Annotated in this window: 19 protein-coding genes; 10 read left to right on the top strand and 9 right to left on the bottom strand. The window is 43.9% G+C overall.

Translation table 11 applies throughout. From position 1 onward, the window contains the following. The first annotated feature begins 5 nt into the window (after positions 1–5). The 3 genes from atpG (at position 6) to ACE38W_RS08760 (ending at position 4,746) form a co-directional block, all read left to right on the top strand. The gene (gene atpG / locus ACE38W_RS08770) at positions 6–887 is read left to right on the top strand and encodes an ATP synthase F1 subunit gamma (RefSeq protein WP_375830141.1); all 882 of its coding nucleotides are present in this window, start codon (positions 6–8) and stop codon (positions 885–887) included. 122 nt (positions 888–1,009) lie between these two features. Next, positions 1,010–2,194, top strand: a complete 1,185-nt coding sequence (gene scpB, locus ACE38W_RS08765; protein ID WP_375830139.1) for an SMC-Scp complex subunit ScpB — start codon at positions 1,010–1,012, stop codon at positions 2,192–2,194. A gap of 176 nt (positions 2,195–2,370) precedes the next feature. Next, positions 2,371–4,746, top strand: coding sequence for an ABC transporter permease (locus tag ACE38W_RS08760; RefSeq protein ID WP_375830137.1), 2,376 nt, complete (start codon positions 2,371–2,373; stop codon positions 4,744–4,746). Between the two features lie 41 nt (positions 4,747–4,787). Here ACE38W_RS08760 and ACE38W_RS08755 read toward each other — a convergent pair whose 3' ends face one another. The 7 genes from ACE38W_RS08755 to pheT form a co-directional block, all read right to left on the bottom strand. After that, entirely contained in the window at positions 4,788–5,387 is a 600-nt protein-coding gene (locus ACE38W_RS08755; RefSeq protein WP_375830135.1) for a hypothetical protein, read from the bottom strand. Positions 5,388–5,461: 74 nt separating this feature from the next. Next, a complete protein-coding gene (locus ACE38W_RS08750; protein WP_375830133.1) occupies positions 5,462–6,250 on the bottom strand; it encodes an SDR family oxidoreductase in 789 nt (262 codons plus the stop codon). Beyond that, positions 6,250–6,864, bottom strand: a complete 615-nt coding sequence (locus ACE38W_RS08745) for a DUF1080 domain-containing protein (protein ID WP_375830132.1) — start codon at positions 6,862–6,864, stop codon at positions 6,250–6,252. The genes ACE38W_RS08750 and ACE38W_RS08745 overlap by 1 nt, the downstream gene beginning before the upstream one ends. Positions 6,865–6,974: 110 nt before the next feature. Then, entirely contained in the window at positions 6,975–8,534 is a 1,560-nt protein-coding gene (gene rny, locus ACE38W_RS08740; protein ID WP_375830131.1) for a ribonuclease Y, read from the bottom strand. A gap of 170 nt (positions 8,535–8,704) precedes the next feature. Continuing rightward, positions 8,705–8,998, bottom strand: a complete 294-nt coding sequence (locus ACE38W_RS08735; protein ID WP_167015302.1) for a cell division protein ZapA — start codon at positions 8,996–8,998, stop codon at positions 8,705–8,707. Between the two features lie 33 nt (positions 8,999–9,031). Next, positions 9,032–9,340: a hypothetical protein gene (locus ACE38W_RS08730; protein ID WP_375830129.1), complete on the bottom strand. Its 309-nt coding sequence runs from the start codon at positions 9,338–9,340 to the stop codon at positions 9,032–9,034. Positions 9,341–9,355: 15 nt separating this feature from the next. Then, complete coding sequence (gene pheT, locus ACE38W_RS08725; protein WP_375830127.1) at positions 9,356–11,782, bottom strand: phenylalanine--tRNA ligase subunit beta; 2,427 nt, start codon at positions 11,780–11,782, stop codon at positions 9,356–9,358. A gap of 560 nt (positions 11,783–12,342) precedes the next feature. Here pheT and dnaB point away from each other — a divergent pair. The 3 genes from dnaB to ACE38W_RS08710 all read left to right on the top strand — a co-directional run bounded on the left by dnaB (position 12,343) and on the right by ACE38W_RS08710 (position 16,099). Beyond that, positions 12,343–13,911, top strand: a complete 1,569-nt coding sequence (gene dnaB / locus ACE38W_RS08720) for a replicative DNA helicase (protein WP_375830125.1) — start codon at positions 12,343–12,345, stop codon at positions 13,909–13,911. Positions 13,912–14,007: 96 nt separating this feature from the next. Further along, the gene (locus ACE38W_RS08715; RefSeq protein ID WP_375830124.1) at positions 14,008–15,366 is read left to right on the top strand and encodes an MATE family efflux transporter; all 1,359 of its coding nucleotides are present in this window, start codon (positions 14,008–14,010) and stop codon (positions 15,364–15,366) included. Between the two features lie 25 nt (positions 15,367–15,391). Next, positions 15,392–16,099 carry an RsmE family RNA methyltransferase gene (locus ACE38W_RS08710; protein WP_375830122.1) on the top strand — a complete coding sequence of 236 codons (708 nt, stop codon included), beginning with the start codon at positions 15,392–15,394 and terminating at the stop codon, positions 16,097–16,099. A gap of 669 nt (positions 16,100–16,768) precedes the next feature. Here ACE38W_RS08710 and ACE38W_RS08705 read toward each other — a convergent pair. Both ACE38W_RS08705 and ACE38W_RS08700 read right to left on the bottom strand, forming a co-directional pair. Next, positions 16,769–17,548, bottom strand: coding sequence for a TerC family protein (locus tag ACE38W_RS08705; RefSeq protein WP_375830121.1), 780 nt, complete (start codon positions 17,546–17,548; stop codon positions 16,769–16,771). A gap of 26 nt (positions 17,549–17,574) precedes the next feature. Next, on the bottom strand, positions 17,575–18,600 hold the full coding sequence (locus ACE38W_RS08700) for a quinone-dependent dihydroorotate dehydrogenase (RefSeq protein ID WP_375830415.1): 1,026 nt from the start codon (positions 18,598–18,600) through the stop codon (positions 17,575–17,577). Positions 18,601–18,786: 186 nt separating this feature from the next. On the opposite strand from ACE38W_RS08700, the gene ACE38W_RS08695 reads away from it, so the two are divergent. From ACE38W_RS08695 to ACE38W_RS08680, 4 genes are all read left to right on the top strand, one after another. Continuing rightward, a complete protein-coding gene (locus tag ACE38W_RS08695; RefSeq protein WP_375830119.1) occupies positions 18,787–19,302 on the top strand; it encodes an RNA polymerase sigma-70 factor in 516 nt (171 codons plus the stop codon). Between the two features lie 163 nt (positions 19,303–19,465). Then, positions 19,466–20,449, top strand: coding sequence for a FecR family protein (locus ACE38W_RS08690; RefSeq protein ID WP_375830118.1), 984 nt, complete (start codon positions 19,466–19,468; stop codon positions 20,447–20,449). A 43-nt stretch (positions 20,450–20,492) separates the two neighbouring features. Next, positions 20,493–23,129 carry a carboxypeptidase-like regulatory domain-containing protein gene (locus ACE38W_RS08685; protein WP_375830116.1) on the top strand — a complete coding sequence of 879 codons (2,637 nt, stop codon included), beginning with the start codon at positions 20,493–20,495 and terminating at the stop codon, positions 23,127–23,129. A gap of 4 nt (positions 23,130–23,133) precedes the next feature. Continuing rightward, entirely contained in the window at positions 23,134–23,994 is an 861-nt protein-coding gene (locus ACE38W_RS08680) for a DUF4249 domain-containing protein (RefSeq protein ID WP_375830115.1), read from the top strand. Positions 23,995–23,996: the final 2 nt, after the last annotated feature.

Raw genomic sequence — 23,996 nt, 5'->3', positions numbered from 1 at the left:
ATTATATGTCCGGACAGCTTAAAGAAGTTCGTAACCGAATCAAATCTATTCAATCTGGTCAGCAGATCACGAAAGCCATGAAAATGGTGAGTGCTGCAAAGTTGAAACGTGCACAGGATGCCATTACCTTAATGCGTCCATATGCACTGAAACTCCAGGAAATGTTACAGAATATTGTTTCCAACAGTGAAGGCAATATCAATACACCACTGGCCGCTCAACGTGAGATTGAAAAAGTACTGATCGTAGTAATTACTTCCGACAGAGGTCTGTGCGGTGCATTCAACTCTAACCTGATCAAAGCAGCAAAACGCGTTATCCGTGATAAATATGCTGAACAATTTGAGAAAGGGAATGTTGAATTATTACCTATCGGTAAGAAAGGTTATGAGCACTTCCTGAACAACGGTTATAAAGTAAATGCTAAGTTCTGGAACATGTTTGGCAGCCTTACCTTCGAACACGTGAAAGAAGCTTCTGCTTTAGCAATGGAAGGCTTTATCGATGGTACCTATGATGCAGTAGAAATCGTATACAGCGAATTCAAAAATGCTGCCGTTCAGGAATACGTAAATGAACAGTTCCTGCCTATCGCAAAAGTAGAGAATGAAGAAGATAGTCTGAAAGCTGACTTCATCTTCGAACCGCAGAAAGATGTACTGATAGCTGAGCTGATGCCTAAAATCCTGAACACTCAGTTCTTTAAGGCCATCCTGGATACACACGCTTCCGAACACGGTGCGCGTATGACCGCCATGGATAAAGCAACTGAAAATGCGAGCGAATTGCTGCGTAACCTGAAAATCTCTTACAACCGCGCACGTCAGGCTGCCATCACCACCGAACTCACAGAGATCGTTTCCGGTGCCGCTGCTCTCGCCGGTTGATAACCATTCCAGGTTATTCACATTAAGTCAACAACTGAATAATAATATTTTCAGAATAGGGTCAAAGACTGTATTTTCGGTCTTTGACCTTTTTTATAAATCCTCTCCAGCTTTTTTATTTTATGGAAATTTCTCAGATCATCCCGCATGTGGAAGCACTCATTTTTGCTGCCGACAGGCCTTTGCCTATGCTGGAGATATTGGATTTATTAAATAATGCACTGGCCTTCCTCGAAGATCGCGCAACCGCCGACCAGGTGGAAGCCGCCATTGAAGCTATCAGAGAAAAATATAGCTCAGAATTTTACGCATTCGAAGTAAGAAGTAGTGGCGGAGGATTTCAGTTCCTGACTAAAAGAGATTATTACCAAACCGTTGCCCAACTCAATGGCGACAAATTCCTCAAACGACTCTCAACAGCCGCTCTGGAAACACTGGCCATCATCGCATACCGCCAGCCAATCTCCAAAGGCGAAATAGAATATATTCGTGGTGTTAGTACAGATTACTCCATCCAAAAACTCCTGGAAAAAGAACTGATCGTTATCTCCGGCCGTAGCGAAGACCTACCCGGAAAACCACTGTTATACACTGTTTCCAGAAGCTTCATGGACTACTTCGGTATCAACTCTCCTGCTGATCTGCCAAAGCTGAAAGAACTCTTCGATGAGGAAATGGTACAGCCCACCCTCATCACAGACGAAACCGCTACCATCGGTAGAGATGATGTTCGCCAGGAACAGCTATCTAACACTAACGACTACACGGAAGAAACTACGCCAGACGAAGTCGGCGAAAATGGCCATACCATGATGGTTTCAGAAGAAGGTGAATTACTCGATCCTGACCATCAGCTGGATGAACTGGCAACTACTCCTCCTGCACCAGAAACACCAGAAATTCCATCAACAATACCTACTCCTCCTAATACTCCAACTCCACCAGCAGCGGAACATTCCGACTTCAACCTCATGGAAGAAGAACACGAAACACTCCCCGCCTCGGAAGATGAAGAAGCCGAACCCGATGATGAAATCATCAATTTCGACAGCTTCCTCCATGCTGCTGAAGAAACGGAAGAACGTTCCGGTGCCGCTGAAGACGAAGATGCAGAACCAGACGATGAAACTTATCGCGATGATGAAGAAGATAATGACGATGAGGAGGAAGACGATGAAGAAGACGAAGAGGACTTTGATGATGAAGATGATGATGACGACGACGATGAAGTAGATGATGAGGACGAAGAAGATGATGATGAGGAAGAAGATGATGACGACAATAATCACGAAGACAATAAGAAATAATGATACTAGCCGGTCTCTAATCAGTAGAGACCGGCTTTTTTTATCTTCATAAATGAACAGGAAACTGTCCGAATTAGGACATATTGCACAGAGACAATCTCCTCAAACCCTTATCCCACAACATTTTAGTATTTTGGTGTACTTTTAGGTATAACCCTGGCAAATGACCTAAGCTTATGCTAAAGAACTATTTCAAAATAGCTATCCGTAATCTGCTTAAAAATAAAACCTATTCAATTATAAATATTGTCGGATTGACATCCGGTATAATCACTGTCTTGCTGATTGGCCTGTGGATAAGCGATGAATGGGATTTCAACAAACAATTTTCCAACTATAAACAAATTGCCCAGGTTTACCAGCAAACAAATGCCAATGGCAATATTGGCGTAGGAAATAATATGCCATTTCCGGTAGCATCCACACTCCGCAGTGATTTCGGCAATCACTTCAAACAAGTGGCTCTGTGTACCTGGGGGCAAACCGTCGTATTATCAAGAGCAAAAAATAATGTAAGCGCCAACGGTATCTATTGTGAACAAGGACTGCCAGATATGCTACAGTTGGCCGTTTCAGGCAGTAATAAACTTTCAGATCCTAACAGTATCCTGCTGTCTGCATCAGAGGCTAAAGCCTGTTTTGGTAATGAAAGCCCTATCAACAAAACCTTAATAGCGGATGGAGGCAGGTCCGTTACTGTTATTGGTACTTATCCCGACTTCCCTGTCAACAGTGAATTTGGAGCTGTGAAATTTATCATGCCATGGCAGCAGTATGCAAGCATGCAACACTTATCAGAAAGAGAGAATCCATGGCGATCCAACTCTTATCGTGTGCTGGTGCAAATTGCTGATAATACCAGTATGGAGCAGGTTTCTCAAGCAATAAAAGATGTTAAGCTAAACCACATCAGAGAGAATGAAAAAACATTTCATCCGCAATTATTCCTGCATCCTATGGCTAAATGGCACCTGTATAATAAGTTCACCAATGGTATCAATAGCGGCGGGCAAATCCAGTATTTATGGTTGCTAGGTGTAAGTGGTCTGTTTATCCTCTTGCTGGCATGTATCAACTTTATGAACCTGAGCACTGCCAGATCAGAGAAACGTGCAAAAGAAGTTGGTATCCGCAAAGCCGTCGGATCTCAACGCTTCCAGTTAATAGCACAGTTTTTTACGGAATCCTTGATCATGGCTGCTTTGGCAATGGTATTATCCATACTGGTAGTGCAACAAGTATTACCTCTTTTTAACAATATTGCCGAAAAAGAAATGCATATGCCCTGGAGCAGCGTAGCTTTCTGGGCAGTGGTAATGGTTTTTTGTGTGATGATTGCATTGATGGCTGGCAGTTATCCAGCTTTCTACCTGTCATCTTTCCGCCCGGTGAAAGTCCTGAAAGGTACATTCCGCACTGCCAAAGGCGCGGTCATGCCTCGGCGCATATTACTGATAACGCAATTTACTGTAGCCATGGTGTTATTGATAGCCACCATTGTAGTATACAGACAGGTAAAACTCGGTACAGAAAGACCTGTTGGTTATGAACAACATGGATTGGTTATCATACCTTCTTATTCATCTGCCATTCATGATCATTTTGATGCGGTGAGACAGCAACTGCTGGAGTCCAATGTAGCATTGGATATGGCAGAATCATGGAGCCCTGTAACGTCAGTATGGAATACGAATAGTGGTTTTAATTGGGAAGGTAGGGATATGAGTGTTGCGCTTGATTTTCCCAGTGAACCAGTATCATTTGAATATGGCCATACCATTGGTTGGAAGTTTATAGCAGGTAGAGATTTTTCAAGAGATTTTGCCAGCGATTCATCGGGATTTGTAATAAATGAAGCCGCCGCAAAATATATGGCACTTAAAAATCCTATAGGTGCAAAAGTTACATGGGATAACGAACCATATCATGTCATTGGCATCGTACAGGATGTAGTGGCCGAATCACCATTTGAACCTACACGCCCTGCGTTTTATCATGTTACTAAAGAACAGGGAACAAGAATTTTGGTAAGATTAAATCCTGCTGTGGGCGTGAGTACTGCGCTTAAGAAAATGGAGTCGGTATTTTCAGCAGCTGCTCCTAACGATCCGTTTGACTACCAGTTTGTAGATCAGGATTATAACGCCAAATTTGGCGCTGAAAACCGTTTTGGTAAGTTAGTAGGCATTTTCTCTTGTCTGGCTGTTTTTATCAGCTGTATAGGCTTGTTTGGTATGGCTTCTTACATTGCAGAGCAACGCACCAAAGAGATTGGTGTACGTAAAGTGTTGGGGGCTACTGTATTTAACTTGTGGCGTTTATTATCGGGAGATTTTGTGCGGTTGGTATTACTGGCTATACCTGTAGCATTCGTAATCGGCTGGTATGCCATGCATCACTGGCTGCAACAGTATAGTTACAGGATTTCGCTTGACTGGTGGATGTTTGGTGCTTCTGCAATGACAACACTGGTGCTGACCTTATTAGCAGTGAGTTATCAGGCTTTAAACGCAGCCTCACAACATCCGGTGAAGAGTCTGAAATCAGAATAATTTATTTTATAAAGATGCTTATGGAGAAGTCATATCAGCAATTATAATGCTGATATGACTTCTTTCAGTTTAGCGGCGGCCAGATGTACTGCAACGGACCAGTCGTCTGCTGCGGCGCCATCAGCTCCGTCAGAAATATATTTTAAGCAGAGGAAAGGAATATTTTCCTGTTGTGCGATCAGCGCCAATGGATAGGCTTCCATGTCGATAACATTGTATAAGTCGGTGGTATGGCCAATTTCAAAGCTATCGCCGGTGCCGCAGGTACCTTGTGGTAAATGCGCTGCAGTGATGCCGTATTCCAGCACTACCGGGATGTTTGCCAGTGGTGTTTCATATTTGGCAAATCCTAACGGCGTAACGTCCATATCACGTTGAATGAATCGGGTGCAGCATATTACTTCTCCACGGTGAAAAGAGTTACTGCCAGCAGAGCCAAGATTCACAATAATGCCAGGTCTGTTGTTAGCAATTCTTTTGGTGAGATGATAGGCCGCATTTACTTTCCCGATGCCTACAAACAGTGCATCTACATTATCAAATTCTCCTTTCGCTTCTGACTCCAATGCAAAAACAAATAAAGGATTTTGTGCCAGCAGCTCCTGCAAACTAGCGTTGGTGGTTTGTGTACTTTCCAGCATAGTATTTACTTCATTCTTATTTTCCTGCCTGCGAATTGCTTCCGAAGAACGGGAGTAATAAATTCAAACGCAAGTTAATTGCCTTTCCGGGCAATAAAATAAAATAATGGGGGAAAATATCGTTTTGTCCATAACAACACTCTTTCAAAGCGTGCAATGATCACCATCTTTTTCTTCTTACGCATGGTGCTTACGATCTTTCTGGCGCAAGCGTCTACAGGGATGCCGTGCGCCTGGCCGGGGTCCATCACACCATAAGTGTCGCCGTTGCCGGTAATTGCAGAATAGGTGATGTCTGTATGAATGCGGCCTGGACTAATGATGGTGGTTGCCAGTCCGGGTATGGGTTGTTCTGTCTGTAACGTTTCGAAGTAGCCTTGCAGCGCATGTTTGGCGGCATTGTAACCGGAGCGCCAGGGATAACCAAAGAGGCCGGCCAAACTGCTGATAACAACGATTTGTCCTTGTCCTAGGGCTTTAAATTGAGGAAGTAAAGCCGTTGTTAGCATCATGGGGCCGAAGAAATTGACTTCCATGAGTTTACGTATAGCCGTTGGCGATGTATCGATCAGTTTGGAGCGTTGTGTAACGCCTGCATTATTGATCAGCACATCGATGCGGCCATGGATGGCTATGGCTTTGGCGGCTCCTTCCTGTACCTGTTTTTCGTCGGTGACGTCCATCAGTACAATGTGGCAATGAGGCGTTAGGGAAAGGCATTGAGCTTGTACTTCGAGGAGTTTGGCCTCGTTGCGGGCGGCCAGGATAATGCGGGCTTTCTCGCTGGCAAGCAGCAACGCCAGCTCCTTTCCAATGCCGGAGCTGGCGCCTGTGATTAGTATTACTTTGTCTTGATACGTCATTATGATTTCAATGGTACCAATTTAACGCTTTTCCATCTTACCTTAATACCGCCGCCTGCGTGAATCTGTAAGGCTATCTGGCCATTGGCGGTACCGATTTTTTCGTCTTTCAGTTGTATCATTTCATGACCATTGAGCCAGGTGGTAACGTTGTCGCCTTGTACACGTACTTTCATGGTATTCCATTCACCCATTTTCAGGTACTTTTCTTTGTCAGCATCAGGCTTGATGAGCCATCCGCGGCCATAAGATTCGTAGATACCGCCGGTATGCATATTAGGAGGCGCTACTTCTGCCTGCCATCCGGTTACTTTGGTGCCTTCAAAGGATGAGTGGAAGAATACGCCACTGTTACCATCAGCTTCCTGTTTGAATACTACCGTCAGTTCAAAGTTTTTGTATTCCTTATCGGTGCCCAGGTAGCCGTATTCTTTGTCTGGCCCGGATTCGCAGATAAGTTCACCATTGTCCACATACCATTTTTCAGTACCATAGATTTTCCAGCCGTCAAGATTTTTGCCATTGAAGAGAGATACGGCCTTTTGAGCGAATGTTTGGCTGGAGCCCAGGAGGATGCAGGCTCCCAGGATGAATTTAAACATGGATTTCTTCATAACGTCAAGTGAGCGTTTAGAGTTTCTGGAATAAAAAAAGAGACCTTCGGCGACTGCCGAAGGTCTCAATATAATCTCTAAAAACTTATTTTCTAAATTTCTTACATGAACTATCTCGCAACGTTCACCGCTCTTTTTTCGCGGATAACGGTTACTTTGATCTGGCCAGGATACTGCATTTCTGTTTGTATTTTATTGGCGATTTCAAAGGAGAGGCGGTCAGCATCGTTGTCGGTTACTTTTTCACTTTCAACGATTACGCGCAGTTCACGGCCTGCCTGGATTGCGTATGCTTTTTCCACACCATCATGAGAGAGGGCGAGGTTTTCCAGGTCTTTAATACGTTGCAGGTAGCTCTGCATGATTTCGCGGCGTGCGCCTGGGCGTGCACCCGAGATCGCATCACAAGCCTGAACGATAGGGGAAATAACATATTGCATTTCCATCTCATCGTGGTGAGCGCCGATCGCATTTACAACAGCAGCATGTTCACCATATTTCTCAGCCAGTTTGGCACCTAACAGGGCGTGGCTCAGTTCTGTTTCTTCATCTGGCACTTTACCAATATCATGGAGCAGACCGGCGCGTTTAGCCAGTTTAGGATTGAGGCCCAGTTCTGCAGCCATTACCGCACAAAGATTTGCTGTCTCCTTAGAGTGCATAAGAAGGTTCTGACCATAGGAAGAGCGGAAACGCATTTTACCTACGAGACGAACCAGTTCTTTATGTAAACCATGGATACCCAGTTCGATAACGGTTCTTTCACCGATATCCATAACCTGTTCTTCCAGTTGTTTCTTGGTTTTTTCTACTACTTCTTCGATACGAGCAGGGTGGATACGACCGTCCTGAACGAGGCGTTGCAGGGACAGACGTGCAATTTCACGACGCAATGGATCGAAGGAAGAGAGTACGATTGCTTCAGGGGTATCATCTACGATAAGGTCAACACCGGTAGCTGCTTCAATAGCACGGATATTACGACCTTCACGACCAATGATCTGGCCTTTGATTTCATCACTTTCCAGGGTGAATACAGTGATGGTATTTTCGATAGTCTGTTCAGCAGCAGTACGCTGGATAGACTGGATGATAATCTTTTTGGCTTCTTTGTTAGCCTTGGTTTTAGCATCTTCGATAATCTCCTGAATATGTGCCAGTGCTTGTGAACGGGCTTCTTCTTTCAGGCTTTCTACCAGTTGGTGTTTAGCTTCTTCAGCAGTAAGTCCGGCTACTTTTTCAAGGCGACGGATATGTTCTTCCTGGTGTTTTTCCAGTTCTGTACGTTTGATGGTAACCAGTTCCATCTGGCGGTTCAGGCCATCTTTAATAGCATCATTCTCATTGATTTGTTTCTGAATGTGCTCATTTTTCTGGTTGAGGCTTTGTTCTTTTTGCTTAATCCTGTTTTCTGATTCCAGGATTTTCTGGTTACGCTGCAACACATCTTTTTCGTGTTCACTCTTCATCTGAAGGTATTTCTCCTTAGCTTCCAGCAGTTTATCTTTTTTTATGTTTTCACCAGTGGTTTCAGCGTCACTGATAATTTTTTTAGCTTGCTGTTCTGCCTCGTCGATTTTTTGTTGCGTGTTTTTAGCAAAAATCACTTTTCCAAGCCCAATCCCTATTATTATAGCCGCTATTGCTATTATTATAGTTGTAACATCCATATGAATTCTTTAAACTTGATTTATGTAGAATCCTCTTACCCAGGCAACTGATAAAAAGCTGCAGGGGCGAGAACTGACCCGCGAAAATACAAAAAAATAGGAGTAAAAGCGTGTTTAATACGTGATTATTAGCTGCTTAGCTAATCTGTTGCTTAGCAAGGCCTAACGTGTTATCCGAGCGCCTGGTTGATTAGTTCTTCGAGCTTTTCAAGCTTTTCCTGTAAAAATGGGGCGGTATTGGCCTGTGCCTTGCCTCCGCTCGTTACGGGGTGAGTTGCATACATGATGAGGGCCATAGCGATATAATCCTGGAGATCTTTTCCTGCGTAAGCGGCTTTAAAATCAACAATTTTCTCATTCACTTCTTTCATAATGCGACGTACTTCCTCTTCTTCTTCCGGCTTTATCTTGATACGGTAAGAACGGTCGGCCACAATTATATTGATAGGAATGAGCTGTTCCATGGATATTTATTTATATCTGGTCTGGTAACATTATCATGCGTTCAACAAGGCTATACAACGGTCAATTTCTTTGATATAATCATTGATCTTGCCTTTGATTTCCTTACGGAACGCCTCATCATTTTCTGCCAGTGGATTAGAACCCTGGGCGGTGGCTGCAATTTTAACCATTTGCAGTTTCTCCTCCAGGCTCTGGATACTCCCCTGTTGCTCTTGAATTTGCTGCTGTTTTGTATTTAGTTCCTCTCGCAAAGACACATTTTCGGCCTGCACCTGCTGCATTTTTTTTAGCAGCAGATGCAGTTTCTCTTCAATGCGTTGTATGTATTGCTCGAGAACCATTTATTTACTTCTAAATTATTTTCTGATTTCAGCCTGTAACTGTGTCTGGAAGTTTTTCACCAGTTTGTCCATCACACTGTCAATCTCTTTGTCAGTGAGGGTTTTCTGGGCATCCAGGAAGGTGAAGCTAACGGCGTAAGATTTCTTATTTGCCCCCAACTTTTCGCTCTCGAACACGTCGAACAGATTTATTTCCTGTAACAGTGATGATTTTACTGCTTTTGCTGCTGATTCTACAGCGGCAAACTTCACTTGCCTGTCCAGTACTAATGCCAAGTCGCGGCGAACTGCCGGGAAACGAGGTATTTCTTTGTAAAAGTTATCACTTTTTTGCAAGAGTCCCAGCATTTTATCCCAGTTAAAATCTGCAAACCATACCGATTGCTTAATATCAAACTGTTTCAGCTTCTGTGCTGGTACCCCTCCAAGCGTCACAACTACTTGATTCTTAACCTTTATCTCCCAACAAGGGTTCAGGCCGCTCTCACTTTCCTGCCATACCAAATTTTTATAACCCAATTGGTTTAAAATGTTGATAACGTATCCTTTCAGGAAATAAAAGTCCACAGGACGGGATTTATGCATCCAGGTTTCTGTGGTTTGCTGGCCAGTAAGATACATGCAGAGATGATTATTCTCGAAGTATTTACCCTCTTTTGCCAGATATGTTTTACCAAACTCGAAGAATAACAGATTTTCATTCTTACGGTTTAGGTTATATCCTATTGCTTCCAGTCCAGATTCCAGCATAGATGGACGCATGATGTCCAGCTCTATGGTCAGACTGTTCATCATTTTTACCGCTGTTTCCAGTACTTCCGGCGTATAGTATTTACTGTTAGTAATAGAGTTGGTGAAGATTTCATTGAAACCATTACCTGCCAGATAATCAGCCACTTTCTCTTTCACTTTTTCTGCATCCGGTTGGGAAGATAAGGCAGGAGAAATAGTAACATGGGATGGAATCTCAATGTTATCAAGACCATCGATACGCATTACTTCTTCTACCAGGTCGGCAGGCAGACTGATATCTGGTTTGCTGAAAGGTACTGCTACGCGCAGACTTTCAGATGTTTCCGCGATGATATCGAAGCCCAGGCTGACAAGAATAGTTTTGATCTTATCGGCGCTGTAGTTGCTGCCACTGAGTCTACGCACATAAGCATAGGTAGTTTCTACCTCTGTTTTGCGTTTTACAGTTGGGTAAACATCTACTATTGCAGAAGCAATCTGGCCGCCACCCAGCTCACAGATGAGGGCTGCAGCGCGTTCCAATGCGAAGATGATATTGGAGATATCCACACCTTTCTCGAAACGGGTGGCAGCGTCGGTGCGCAGGCCATGACGGAAAGATGTAGTTCGGATCATGCCAGCATTGAAGAAAGCACTCTCCAGGAAAATATTTGTTGTATTGTCGGTAACACCTGAATGCTCGCCACCAAATACGCCCGCAATGCACATGCCTTCGCCGGCGCCATTGCAGATCATCAGGTCAGTAGCATCCAGTTTTCTTTCTTTACCATCGAGGGTAACGAAAGGCGTATCCTGTGCCAGGGTTTTAACCACTACAGCATTGCCTTTCACCGCATTGGCATCAAATGCATGCAGCGGCTGACCTGTTTCATGCAGTACGAAGTTGGTGATATCTACAATGTTGTTGATAGATCTTACGCCGATGGCTTCCAGGTGGTTTTTCAGCCATTCAGGAGAAGGGCCTACTTTCACGTTGGTGATGCTGACACCGGAGTAACGTGGGCATCCATCGGTATTTTCGATGGTTACGCTGATTGGCAGCGGATTACCACTGGCTGCAGGTAAAGTAAATACAGGCAGCTGTACTTTATATTTATGGGTATGTTCCAGGTTATTGAGGAATGCACATACGTCTTTGGCAACACCGATATGACTCATCGCGTCCATACGGTTTGGTGTCAATCCAATTTCATAGATCCAGTCCTGTTGAGGTTTGAAGAGCTCACTGGCAGGAGTTCCTGGTACCAGTGATGGGTCGAGGACCATAATACCATCATGGCTTTTTCCTAGTCCGATTTCATCCTCTGCGCAAATCATTCCTTCAGATTCTTCTCCGCGGATTTTTGCTTTTTTCATTGTTATCGGTTCGCCATCAACTGGGTAGATGGTTGCGCCAATAGGGGCAACTACTACTTTTTGTCCTACGGCTACATTTGGGGCGCCACAAACGATATGCAGCGGGGCTTCAGCACCGATATTTACGGTTGTGAGGCGCAGTTTATCAGCATTAGGGTGTTTTTCAGCTGTAAGTACTTCTCCAATCACCAGTCCGGCGAGACTCCCTTTTACAGCTTCAAATTGTTCGAGGCTTTCTACCTCAAGGCCTATACGTGTTAAAATGGTGGACAACTCCTGCGGCGTAGGCTTCACCGGTAAATATTCACATAGCCAGTTGTATGAAATCGTCATTTTATGTCTGCTCGGTTTATTATATATGAACCGTAAAGTTAAAGGATTCTCGCTGAGTTTCTCGTCTATGGCGATATTTTCTCGGAAGGCAGTGTGAATGAGCGGGATAAAACGCTGTATTCCGCTGGGGGATAGTGTTTGAGCAGGGAGAGGATCCGGTGGGCATCTCCCGAAAAATATCTAAATACCTGATACTCGCAGGATTCCGCAAAAATTTAAATGATGTGGATAATCTTTTTTCACAAATGTGTGTGAATAATCAGACCTTTGCTCGGGAATTTCCTAGTTTTGTGTGGAAAACTGGTTTGTGTCTGTGGAAAACTGGCATATGGCATGTCAATAACCTGTTAGGGGAGCTTAATAAATATAATCCTTGCAGTACTAATGATAAATGAAAAAATGCCATTACCTTAGTTTGCTCGGCTCGAAAAAATTTACAATTTCTTAAAGTAGCAAAAGCTTCGGAATGCGGGAATAATGCAACCAGTCAATTGTAAAACACCAGGAAAAGCCCATTGACAGTAACCTTTTATTAACTTTTTTTAATACGCTGACCATAAATGGATCTCAATCTCAAGAAAGACCGCAATGTGCGAAGAAAATCGTCCATTGAGGTGTCGTCCTTAGTGTACGGGAAAGTACCGCCACAGGCTAAGGAACTGGAAGAAGCTGTTTTGGGAGCCATCATGCTGGAAAAAGGTGCATTCGACGTTGTTGTAGAGATATTGAAGGGAGAATGTTTTTACGTAGAAGCACACCAGCTCATATTTTCCGCTATGACCCGGCTGGCGGCCAAATCAATGCCGGTAGATATTCTGACTGTTACGGAAGAACTCCGCTCCATGGGCTCTCTTGAAGCCGTTGGCGGTCCCTTTACCGTGATGAAACTCACCAACGCGGTTGTTTCCTCAGCAAATATCGAAGCCCATGCCCGTATTATCCTGCAGAAATTTATTCAGCGGGAATTGATCCGTATCTCCGGTGAAATTCTCACAGAATCTTATGAGGATACTGCGGACGTATTCGACCTGCTAGACAGTGCCGAATCAAAACTCTTTGAGATTACCAACAACCACCTTCGTAAAAACTACGATTCCATCGACCGCGTACTCGTGAACACGATGAAACGTATCGAAGACCTTCGTAATAAAGGTGATGATATAACCGGTGTTCCTTCCGGATTCCCATCACTCGATAAGGTTACCTATGGCTGGCAATCTACTGACCTGATCATCATCGCGGCACGTCCTTCCGTTGGTAAAACAGCGTTTGCATTGAACCTGGCCCGTAATGCCGCCCTGCACCCGCGCTTCCCGAAAGGAGCTGCAGTATTCTCTTTGGAGATGTCCTCCGGACAGATCGTACAACGTATTCTCTCCGCAGAATCGGAAATCAAACTGGAGAAAATCTCCCGCGGTAAGCTGGAAGAATATGAAATGAAAAAGCTGATGACCCATGGTATCGAACGCCTGGCAAAAGCACCTATCTTCATTGACGACACACCCGCACTCAATATCTTCGAACTCCGCGCCAAGTGTAGACGCCTCGTGCATAACCATGGCGTCGGTGTAATCATCATCGACTACCTGCAGCTTATGAGCGGCAGTGGTGATGGACGAGGAAGCAACCGTGAACAGGAAATTTCCAAAATCTCCCGAGATCTGAAAGGACTCGCAAAAGAGTTGCAAGTGCCGGTTATCGCACTGTCACAGCTCTCCCGAGACGTGGAAAAACGTAAAGACGGAAACAAAATGCCGCAGCTGAGTGACCTCCGTGAATCCGGAGCGATTGAGCAGGATGCTGACATGGTAATGTTCCTCTACCGTCCTGAATACTACGAAATCAATACCAATGAAATGGGTGAATCCAACAAGGGTGAAACCCACGTTCGTATAGCCAAACACCGTAATGGTCAGCTCGATACCATCAAGTTAAGAGCAGTACTGGAATTCCAGCGTTTCGAAGATGATGGATCTCTCGAAAACCCAGGCGGTGGCAACCCATTCGCTGGCATGCGCCAGCAACATGGCGGCGGCGGCGGCAACGACGAAGCAAAACTCTACATCCAGAAAGGGTCCAAAATGAATGATATGGACTTTGATGACGGTATGGAAGATGCACCTTTTTAGCTTTAATAATATTATTGCGTAAAGGCCGTCTCTACCGAGTAGAGACGGCCTTTTTGTTTGTAAACTTTGATCACTATAGATATAACAGAAGAATCTATGAAACAACTATATGTTAAGTACAGTAGCTTTTACAAAGACAATTTTAATCTAGCCTACCCCGTTGTGATTTCCCAGCTAGGACATACGCTGGTAGCACTTTCCGATAGCCTGATTATCGGTCATACGGGTAAAGTACCCCTGGCCGCCGTATCCCTCGGCAACGGCCTGTTCTCCATTTTTATGGTAACAGGTATTGGGATGTCTTATGGACTAACTCCATTGATCGCACAGGAAAATGGCCGTGGTAACAGAAGCCTGATTGGTCATCTCCTTAGTAACAGTCTTGTTATTAATATGACCGTTGGCATACTCCTGTCTATGCTGATATTTTTTGGAAGTGCCCATCTGGACCTGCTTAAACAGGAACCAGATGTAGTGGAACAAGCTATACCTTTCCTCCGCTATCTCGGGTTTTCCTTTATTCCACTGATGCTGTACCTGACCTTTAAGCAATTCTGCGAAGGGCTCGGGTTTACACGACAAGCAATGAACATCAGTATTATCGGGAATGTCATCAATATTATTATTGGTATATCATTGGTATATGGCTTGTTCGGACTTCCGCGCATGGGCGTAGTGGGTGTAGGTATCGCCACTTTTACGGACAGGCTGCTGATGGGTATTACCATGACTTTCTATGCACTTAAGTCGCCAAGATTTAAGGCTTATCTGCAAAACTTCAATATGGCTAACGTCAAAGCGGCTACTATTAAGAAGATTCTGGGAATAGGTACGCCAGTAGCGTTGCAGTATATTTTCGAAGTGAGCGCCTTTAGTGGTGCCGCCGTAATGGTAGGCTGGATGGGCGCAGCGGAACTTGCTGCTCACCAGATTGCATTGAGTCTTGCCGCCATGACTTATATGATGGCCAGTGGTATATCTGCTGCTGCAGGAATTAAAAGCGGTAATAACTTTGGTCGCCGCGATTTCAAATCCCTGCGTATGTCTGCCATCGCCAGTTATCATATGGTGCTCGTTTTAATGGGTACAACTGCATTGATATTTATGTTTGGTAATCACTTGCTGCCACAACTGTATATACAAGATAACCAGGTGGTAAGCATTGCTGCCAGGTTGCTGATTATTGCTGCATTCTTCCAGTTGTTTGATGGCACACAGGTTGTTGGATTGGGCGTGCTCCGCGGATTAGGCGATGTACGTATTCCAACAATAATTACACTGCTGGCCTATTGGGTGCTGGGTATTCCTTTGGGCTATTTCCTGGGTATCACTTTAGGATTTGGAGTAGAAGGTGTATGGTGGGCGTTATTACTGGGATTACTGGTGGCCTCTGTATTGCTTTTTATAAGATTCCATACAAGAACTAAAAAACTGGAATCAGAATCAGAAATTTAGGATTTTTGCAGACAAATTAAGGATTATGGAACTGCCTGTATTTTACGCGCCGGAACTGAATGATAGTATGACGGTATATACGATGAACGAGGATACTTCTAAATATTGTATCCAGGTATTACGTCATGAAAAGGGTGACCAGGTGTTGCTGGCTGATGGCCGTGGTGGCAAGTATACAACAGTTATCATTGATGATAACCGAAAAAAATGCCAGGTGCAGATCAGTGAAAAAGAGCATCTGCCTGCACCTGCGCCTGCACTTCGTATAGCCATTGCATTTACCAAGAATGCTTCGCGCATAGAGTGGTTCCTGGAAAAGGCGGCGGAGATAGGCATACAAACTATTATTCCACTGGTAAGTCACCGTACAGAAAAGGAAAAGATCAAAGCAGAACGATTACAGAATATCCTGGTGTCGGCCATGCTGCAGTCCAAGCAATTTTACCTGCCCGTGCTGGAGGAACCACAATCATTTACAAAAGTCTTGCAGTCTTTTACTGGGGAGCAAAGATTTATCGCACATTGTTTACCAGATCAGAAGCAGGATTTGGGAGATGTGATGAAGGCTGGACATAATACTATTATATTGATAGGCCCTGAGGGCGACTTTACGCCGGAAGAAGTGCAACAGGCGATGGATGCTGGTTTTAAGCCGGTATCATTAGGTAAAACGCGGCTACGTACAGAAACAGCGGGTATGGTTGCTGTTGTGATGATGAATATGAAGGCCTGATTTTTTTTAAATTTTTATATAAAGAGAGGAGCATTTTGCTTCTCTCTTTTTGTTTTTGGTAGATGGTGATTTCAGTTTGATCTGTTCATTTTGTTCGTTTAGTAAAAACCCTGTTCAGCAATTATTCGCGTGTGTTGTGAACTTAATTTTGTCTTGTTGAATTCACAATGATATAATGACGGGATAATTAGCGGATAACGGGAAGGCATTGTTTTATGTTCGGGTGATGCTGTAGGAAGTACGGTCGCCTGTTTTTTTACAGGCGACTAATATTTTATTTTTTGCATTTGTCGAGCTTTTATGGAAATAAATGATGAGTGATCTTTAAGCCAACGGCATAATTAAGACTGATGACGGTTCATCAAAAACCAACAATTCAGGGCGGTGGAATGAGAGCAAGAATGAGTAACAACTGCTGATAGGGCAGGGGCCTTACTGTATTTGTATCTGGGTAACTAACAAAATAATACAGGTGCAGAAGATAGTTAGCTGAGAAACATAGTCGGCTGGCTTTAACCCCCAACAGGAGCGGTGGAGGTGTTTATAGCTGCGGCCATGTGGGTGTCGCTGTTTACATCTTCCTGTTTATTGTTACCAATCAGAACATTCAATCAAAAAAAAGGAGCTGACCATTTCTATGGTCAGCTCCCGATTGAATGATGTATTTAATTATTTTTTTTCGTCTTCTGGTTCTACAGGCTCTCTGAGTTCTACCGGTTTGGTATCAGATTTACGTACCCGCATATTCAGCAGCTCTACTGCAAAAGAGAAAGCCATTGCGAAATAAACATAGTTTTTCAGGTGCATATCGTGTGCTGCTGCTGCATTCCAGCCTTCCACGATCAAAATGGCACCCACCATTACCAGGAAGCTCAGTGCCAGCATCTTCAATGTAGGATGCTTGTGAATAAAGTCACTGATTTTTGGTGCAAAAAAGAACATCACGATCATGGCTACTACTACGGCGATAATCATGATAGGAATTTGTCGAGCTAATCCCACAGCGGTAATGATACTATCGAAGGAGAAAACCGTATCAATAACGATAATCTGTCCGACGATATTAGCAAAAGAAGCCGCTGGCTTAGATTTGCCGTTTCCGGTGTGTTCCTCTTCCCCTTCCAGTTTATGGTGTATTTCCAGAGTTGTTTTAACCAGCAGGAATAAACCACCACATAACATGATAAGATCACGAAGACTGAATCCATGTCCGCCAATAGTAAAGAGCGGATGTACCGCTCTTACGATATAACCAATGCATAGCAATAGCACAATGCGGATGGCCATACCTGCAAACATCCAGATTCTTCTGGCGGCAGCGCGTTTTTCGGCGGGAAGCCTGTTCAGTACAATAGATACAAAGATAACATTGTCGATGCCCAGGACGATCTCCATGAGCACGAGCGTAAGTAAACTGATGAGAGACTCAGCAGTGAGAAATTGTTCCATATAGGTTTTGTGTTCAAATAAACGAGCTACCGGCGTAGTCCGTTACAGATATGCTTCACAATAGTCGGCCCCTCATAAACAAATCCGGTATATACCTGTACCAGTGATGCACCTGCATCTAATTTTTCCTGCGCATCTTTAGCAGAAAATATGCCACCTACTGCAATAATGGGAAAACTACCATTACTTTTTTCATGAATATATTTGATAACCGCTGTGGCTTTCTCTTTTACAGGTAATCCACTTAGGCCACCAGCACCGATTGTCTCTACTTCTGCTGTTGGTGTTGCCAACCCTTCGCGACTGATAGTCGTGTTGGTAGCCACAATACCAGCCAGTTTCGTTTCCTGTACAATCTCGATAATATCGTCCAGTTGTTCGTTAGTAAGATCTGGTGCTATTTTCAGTAATATAGGTTTAGGGGCAGATTTTTGGTTGTTCAGCTGCTGTAAGTGATGCAGTAATTGTTTTAAAGGTTCTTTTTCCTGGAGGGCACGCAGGTTAGGCGTGTTAGGAGAGCTCACATTTACCACAAAGTAATCTACCACATCAAAAAGTGCATGGAAGCATTTTTCGTAGTCACTTACGGCTTCTTCGTTAGGTGTTACTTTATTTTTGCCGATGTTGCCACCTACAATAATATTGGATTTCTTGTTTTTCAGCCTGGCTGCTGCTGCAGGAGCACCTTCGTTGTTGAAGCCCATGCGGTTGATCAGTGCCTGATCTGCTGGTAATCTGAACAATCTTGGTAAATCATTTCCTGGCTGCGCCACTGGAGTCACGGTACCTATTTCCACAAAGCCAAAGCCCAGTGCGGCTAATTCGTCAATATACTTTGCATCTTTATCGAATCCTGCTGCCAATCCCACGGGGTTGGAGAACTTTAGGCCAAAGACCTCTCTTTCGAGACTTTTGTCTTTAACGCCACAGAAAGCGCCTAGCAGTTGTTTACCCAAAGGAAGGGCGTAGATTGTCTTCATGCCACGCATTACGCTGTGGTGGATGTTTTCCGGCGGATAGCGGAAAAGTATTTTCTTGATCAGGTTGTACATTGCGGGCACAAAGTTATATTTTTTTCCAGCAAAGGAGCAAGAGAGATGCCGCTGTTATTTACTATAATTTTTGCTGCTCAACTAATTAAAAAACATGTTGCCACATATTAAAGTTTTGCTAAAGGTGCTGCTGTAATGCTTTCTGTTTACGCTTTCTGAACAGAACGCCTATATTTGCACCTCATCATGTTGGCGCTCCAAACATTCGAGGAACTGTTCAAGGAAAACCATGCCCACTGCCTTGCTTTTGCGATCCACTATACCGGTGATCAGCATGAAGCGGAGGAAATAGTACAGCAGGTATTCTTGAAAATATGGGAAAAAAGGGATACTATCACTATCACCGGTCCCGTAAAGGCATATCTTTTTTCTGCCATCAGAAATGGCGCTATTAGTCAATGGCGTAAAGCCACTGTACGTAGTGAAAAAGAAAATGCCTATGGCCTCAGCAGAGATGTAACTACCCAGGCGGCTAATGTCAAAGAACTCGAAAAGCTATACCAGCTGGCACTGGAACGCCTGCCCGAAAGATGCCGGGAAGTATTCATCCTCAGCAGACATCAGCATTTGAAGTATGCGGAAATTGCCGAAACCATGAATATCTCTGTTAAAACGGTTGAAAATCAAATGGGGAAGGCACTGAAAATTTTGCACCAGGAATTAAAGGAATACCTGCCATTACTTGCTATCTTCCTGTTCTGAAAAAATATTTAATCAGGATAGGGGAAAAGCCAGCCCCGGTGCGTCTGATATTTAGAGGGCCCTGAAAATCAATTAGACCCCGGAAAACGCGAAATATTGCGGTTCCCGGCATAAATGAACCTCAGTAATGCCCAATCATTAGGACAAAAACAATACAACTGTAATGATACCTTCGTTTTCTGATGAAGCACTGTATACAATGCTATGCAAGTATCTGCTCAATGAAGCAGACGCAGAAGAGCGTGCATGGGTAGACGGATGGCTTACAGAACACGAAGACAACCAGCAGTTGCTGGATGCCTTGAAAAAAGTATTGGATACTGCTTCTTCGCAGCAATATGCTATCAAGGCAGATACAGACAGCTCCTGGAATCAGTTATTTTCCCAGCTGGACGTTGCGGAAACCTATGCTTCACCGGCTCCTAAAAAGCCGCAACTGCGCACTATCTCTGGATCAATGTTCTGGAAAGCCGCCGCAGTTATTTTAGTATTAGTAGCAGTAGGTACCTGGATTTTTCTGAAACGCCCATCGGAGCGCTTTTCAGGCCCGGTACAGACCACCCTGGCTGATGGTAGCACCATTCAGCTGAAAGGAGATGCCTCCCAACTCGACGTTGCCAGGGGCTTCAACAGCAATAACAGAAAGGTTATCCTCCGCGGCGCAGCTACCTTTGATGTAGCCGCCAACCCGAAACAACCTTTTGTTGTAACGCTGGGTAATACAGACGTATTGGTGCTGGGAACAAAATTTACTATTAACTATGAACCGGAAAAGTCCATACTGCAAGTACACGTTAGCAGCGGAAAAGTAATGGTTATCGATCATAACAGAATAGATAGCGCCATCCTTACTTCCGGTATGCTGCTGAAACAAAAGGCAGGAAATGATTTTCGTATCACAGCGAGCGTAATAGACCCTGACCAGAAGTCACTGAAATTCGATAACGTAACGCTGGAAGAAGCATTGAAAACCGTGGGGGAACTGTATGATATACAAATTATTGTAGATGATACCTCGTTGTTGAAAATGCCTATTAAAGCGACATTTATCAATGAATCTATAAAAAATATACTGGATGCCATGACTATCTCCGTTGGTGCTAAACTGGAACAAACAGGAGATAGGCAATTTCACATGAAAAAATAGTACTGGATCACTATAATCTGAAACACTTTATAATTTAACCAATATGTCGTTAGCCGGAAAACTGCTAACGGTAATGCTATTTATAGCGCTGCCGTTGCGGGTTCTGGGATGGGATTGGCAAACGAAGATAACGTTGGAGGTAAAAGATCAGCCACTGTCGGCTGTATGTGATTTGCTCGGAAAATCCTATGGTATCAACTTTTCGTATAGCCGGGACCTTGTCAATTTGTCCAGAAAAATTACTGTAACTGTCCATCAGCAAAAATTGAAAAAATTGCTGCAGGATTTGCTCGCCCCTGAAGGAATTGTTTTTGCTCGTGTTGGCGATGTGATCGTACTCACACCTGCCCCCCACCCAGCGCGCACTTTCAGCGGCTATGTACAAGATGCTGCCAGCGGAGAAAAGCTACCAGGCGCCACTATCTTCTCTCCCACCCATCAACAAGGTACCATCACCAACGAATACGGCTTCTTTAGCTTTACAACTACAGATACTGCAGTAATCGTCGTTTCATACATCGGCTATGCCACCCAGAAAATTATTCCTGCAAATACCAACAATGACTATCTCACAATCGCTTTAACGCCAACGGCTAAACTGAAGGAAGTTATCATCAATGCAGACGAAGGCGCTACACTGCAAGACCAAACGCAGATGAGCAAGGTCAATATCTCCGCCAATACTGTCAATGCACAACCCAAACTGCTGGGAGAAACCGATCTGCTCAGAACACTGCAGTCTGTTCCTGGCGTCAGTGGCGGCATGGACGGCGTTGCTGGCCTACATGTACGTGGCGGCAGCCCCGATCAGAACCTCATCCTCCTGGATGGTTCTCCTATCTATAACTTCTCCCATTTCTTCGGTGTATTTTCTTTGTTGAATACAGACGTAATTAAAAATACTGACCTCTACAAAGGTGCCTTCCCCGCCCGTTTTGGTGGCCGCCTTTCTTCAGTAGTAGACATTACCCTGAAGGACGGAGATATGAAAAATTTTCACGGAAATGCAGCAATAGGCCTGATTTCTGCCAAATTCGACCTGGAAGGACCTATCATCAAGGATAAAACTTCCTTCGTATTATCTGCCAGAAGATCTTACCCGGATATCCTCTATAACAGTATTATGAAGTTGGAAGATAAAGGAAGCTCAAGACTGAATTTAAATGCCTATTTCTATGATATAAATGCGAAGGTCAATCATATCTTTTCGCCCAAAGACAGGCTATACCTGAGCTTTTATAAGGGAGAAGATAATATGGATGTTAAGCAGGAAGGTAATGGTATTGTTGCTGATACCGCCAATATTATCAGTCAGTTTGATCGGTTTAAGGTAGGCTGGGGTAATACCATAGGGGCTATACGCTGGAATCATATCTATGGCCCGCGACTATTCTCCAATATCAGCCTAAACTATTCACAGTATGTGTTTAACACAGCAATGGGGTATATGTATAGTCTGCCTGCGGCTAATGAAAAAGCAGAACAGGCAGGTCGATACTATTCTAAAATGGAAACAGCCGGTTTAAAAGCTGATTTTGATTTCAGACCTCAACCTCGCCATAGTATCAGACTGGGTACTGCCTGGACGCTGAATTTCTTTAAACCAGGAGTATCTTCCTTTGTAGATAAAGGTAGCAACGTTGTTCCGCTGGATACAGTTGCCAGTGGCCCTGTAAGTACAGGTCTTGAAATGCTGGTATATGGAGAAGATGAATGGCAGCTTACTCCTTCCCTGTTTGCAAATATCGGGTTGCATGCCAGCGGGTTTTTAGTATCAGGGAGATTTTATAGTAGTCTGCAACCAAGGCTGGGACTACGTTATATGTTGCCGCATAACTGGGCAGTTAAGCTATCATACACGCATATGAATCAATATATTCATCTCCTCAGTAATAATATTACTTCTTTACCTACTGATATCTGGGTTCCGGCTACGGAGCGTGTTGGCCCAATGAGCTCCCGTCAAATCGCTGCAGGTATCTGCAAAACGTCAAATGAACAAAAGTGGGAATTCTCCGTGGAAAGCTATTATAAGAGCATGCATAACATGATCGAATACACGGAGCCTACAGGTATTTTTTCGACAGATGTATTGAATTGGGACCAAAGAGCAAGCATTGGCAAAGGATGGAGTTATGGTGGCGAATTCCTGGCTGCTAAGAAAAAAGGAAGTACGACAGGGTGGATAGGATATACGCTGGCATGGAGTAACAGACAGTTTCCTGATATCAATAACGGAAAACAATATCCCTACAAATATGATCGTCGCCACGATATAGAAGTAGTAGTCAATCAACATATTTCCAAAAACTGGGATGCTTCTGCCTCCTGGCGATTTACAACAGGTGCACCTTTGACGTTGCCGGTATCGAGTTATGAAGGTCAGGGCACCGGCTCGCCATGGGACCCGGTTACCAGCCCGACAGTACCTATAGACAGATATAGTGGCCGCTATAATTATCGTACAGAAGTTTCGCATCGCCTCGATATAAGTATTACCTGGTCTAAACAGAAAAAACACTGGTCCAGAAGCTGGAGTTTCAGTGTGTTTAATGTGTATAACCAGATGAACTCATTTTATTATTATGTAAAAAGAGATGATGTCGCCAGACAGCGATATCTGTCCAAACTCGTTATCCTGCCTATGTTACCAAGTATTTCGTATGCAGTTAAATTTTGATCAGATGAGATACCAGCATATATTTTTGCTATTAGTACTGCTGACAATTTTAAGTATTGCCTGTGAAAAACCAGTTAATATCACACCTTCCTATGAGGGAAATAAGCTGGTGGTAAATACGATGATGCAGCAGGATAGCCCTATATACGTGAGGGTTACACGTAGTGTGCCCGTAAACGTTTATGATGAAAGCGCCTTTGAAGAATTGCCCAGTGTTAATATCTCGCTGACAGATGAAAGTGGAACTGTATTACCATTACAACGCCAGCAGATTTTAGGGAAATGGTATTACGTATCCTCAGCAGCAGCTGTCAGAGGACATAGGTATAAGGTGGCAGCATCAGCCACCGGACTTGTGGGTGTGGAGGCTTCAGACACGCTGCCACAAAAGCCACAAGCCTGGGACGCCACAGCACAAAAAGGGAGCAGCAGGATAAAATTTATCCTGAAAGATAACCCTGGTACGCACGATTATTATCAACTTCGCGTCTACAATATAGATACTGCCAACAGGCCCATATCTGCCCTGTATTTCAAGCTGGATCCCGCATTCAACAATAATCTCATGGATATTCTCTCCACTGCACAACGTTCTATTCTGATTATGAACGATAACAGATTCGATGGTAGAGAAGTAACCTTTGTATTACAGACGCAGGACCTCGTTCCCACTACCGGTAAGCTGATGGTGGAAGTGACAGCACTTACTTATAATGCTTATCAATATCTGAAAACCGCTACCGAACAATCGGAGTCTTATGGTGATATCGTGTCGGAACCCGTACGGGTTTTCACAAATGTGATTAATGGTTATGGTATCGTTGCTGGCATAAATTCTAATAAACTTGTTTTTAAAGTTGACTAAGG

Origin of the sequence: Chitinophaga sp. Hz27, assembly GCF_042263525.1 — a bacterium.
Lineage (GTDB): Bacteria > Bacteroidota > Bacteroidia > Chitinophagales > Chitinophagaceae > Chitinophaga.
Note: the sequence above shows the minus strand (reverse complement) of the source record. Positions and strands in the feature narration are given on the sequence as shown.

Coding starts and splice junctions, on each gene's coding strand:
- atpG (WP_375830141.1), top strand. CDS start 6: ATGTCCGGACAGCTTAAAGAAGTTCGTAACCGAATCAAATCTATTCAA.
- dnaB (WP_375830125.1), top strand. CDS start 12,343: ATGGATCTCAATCTCAAGAAAGACCGCAATGTGCGAAGAAAATCGTCC.
- ACE38W_RS08750 (WP_375830133.1), bottom strand. CDS start 6,250: ATGACGTATCAAGACAAAGTAATACTAATCACAGGCGCCAGCTCCGGC.
- ACE38W_RS08705 (WP_375830121.1), bottom strand. CDS start 17,548: ATGGAACAATTTCTCACTGCTGAGTCTCTCATCAGTTTACTTACGCTC.
- ACE38W_RS08700 (WP_375830415.1), bottom strand. CDS start 18,600: ATGTACAACCTGATCAAGAAAATACTTTTCCGCTATCCGCCGGAAAAC.
- rny (WP_375830131.1), bottom strand. CDS start 8,534: ATGGATGTTACAACTATAATAATAGCAATAGCGGCTATAATAATAGGG.
- ACE38W_RS08715 (WP_375830124.1), top strand. CDS start 14,008: ATGAAACAACTATATGTTAAGTACAGTAGCTTTTACAAAGACAATTTT.
- ACE38W_RS08730 (WP_375830129.1), bottom strand. CDS start 9,340: ATGGTTCTCGAGCAATACATACAACGCATTGAAGAGAAACTGCATCTG.
- ACE38W_RS08755 (WP_375830135.1), bottom strand. CDS start 5,387: ATGCTGGAAAGTACACAAACCACCAACGCTAGTTTGCAGGAGCTGCTG.
- ACE38W_RS08735 (WP_167015302.1), bottom strand. CDS start 8,998: ATGGAACAGCTCATTCCTATCAATATAATTGTGGCCGACCGTTCTTAC.
- ACE38W_RS08685 (WP_375830116.1), top strand. CDS start 20,493: ATGTCGTTAGCCGGAAAACTGCTAACGGTAATGCTATTTATAGCGCTG.
- ACE38W_RS08680 (WP_375830115.1), top strand. CDS start 23,134: ATGAGATACCAGCATATATTTTTGCTATTAGTACTGCTGACAATTTTA.
- ACE38W_RS08690 (WP_375830118.1), top strand. CDS start 19,466: ATGATACCTTCGTTTTCTGATGAAGCACTGTATACAATGCTATGCAAG.
- pheT (WP_375830127.1), bottom strand. CDS start 11,782: ATGACGATTTCATACAACTGGCTATGTGAATATTTACCGGTGAAGCCT.
- ACE38W_RS08695 (WP_375830119.1), top strand. CDS start 18,787: ATGTTGGCGCTCCAAACATTCGAGGAACTGTTCAAGGAAAACCATGCC.
- ACE38W_RS08745 (WP_375830132.1), bottom strand. CDS start 6,864: ATGAAGAAATCCATGTTTAAATTCATCCTGGGAGCCTGCATCCTCCTG.
- ACE38W_RS08760 (WP_375830137.1), top strand. CDS start 2,371: ATGCTAAAGAACTATTTCAAAATAGCTATCCGTAATCTGCTTAAAAAT.
- ACE38W_RS08710 (WP_375830122.1), top strand. CDS start 15,392: ATGGAACTGCCTGTATTTTACGCGCCGGAACTGAATGATAGTATGACG.
- scpB (WP_375830139.1), top strand. CDS start 1,010: ATGGAAATTTCTCAGATCATCCCGCATGTGGAAGCACTCATTTTTGCT.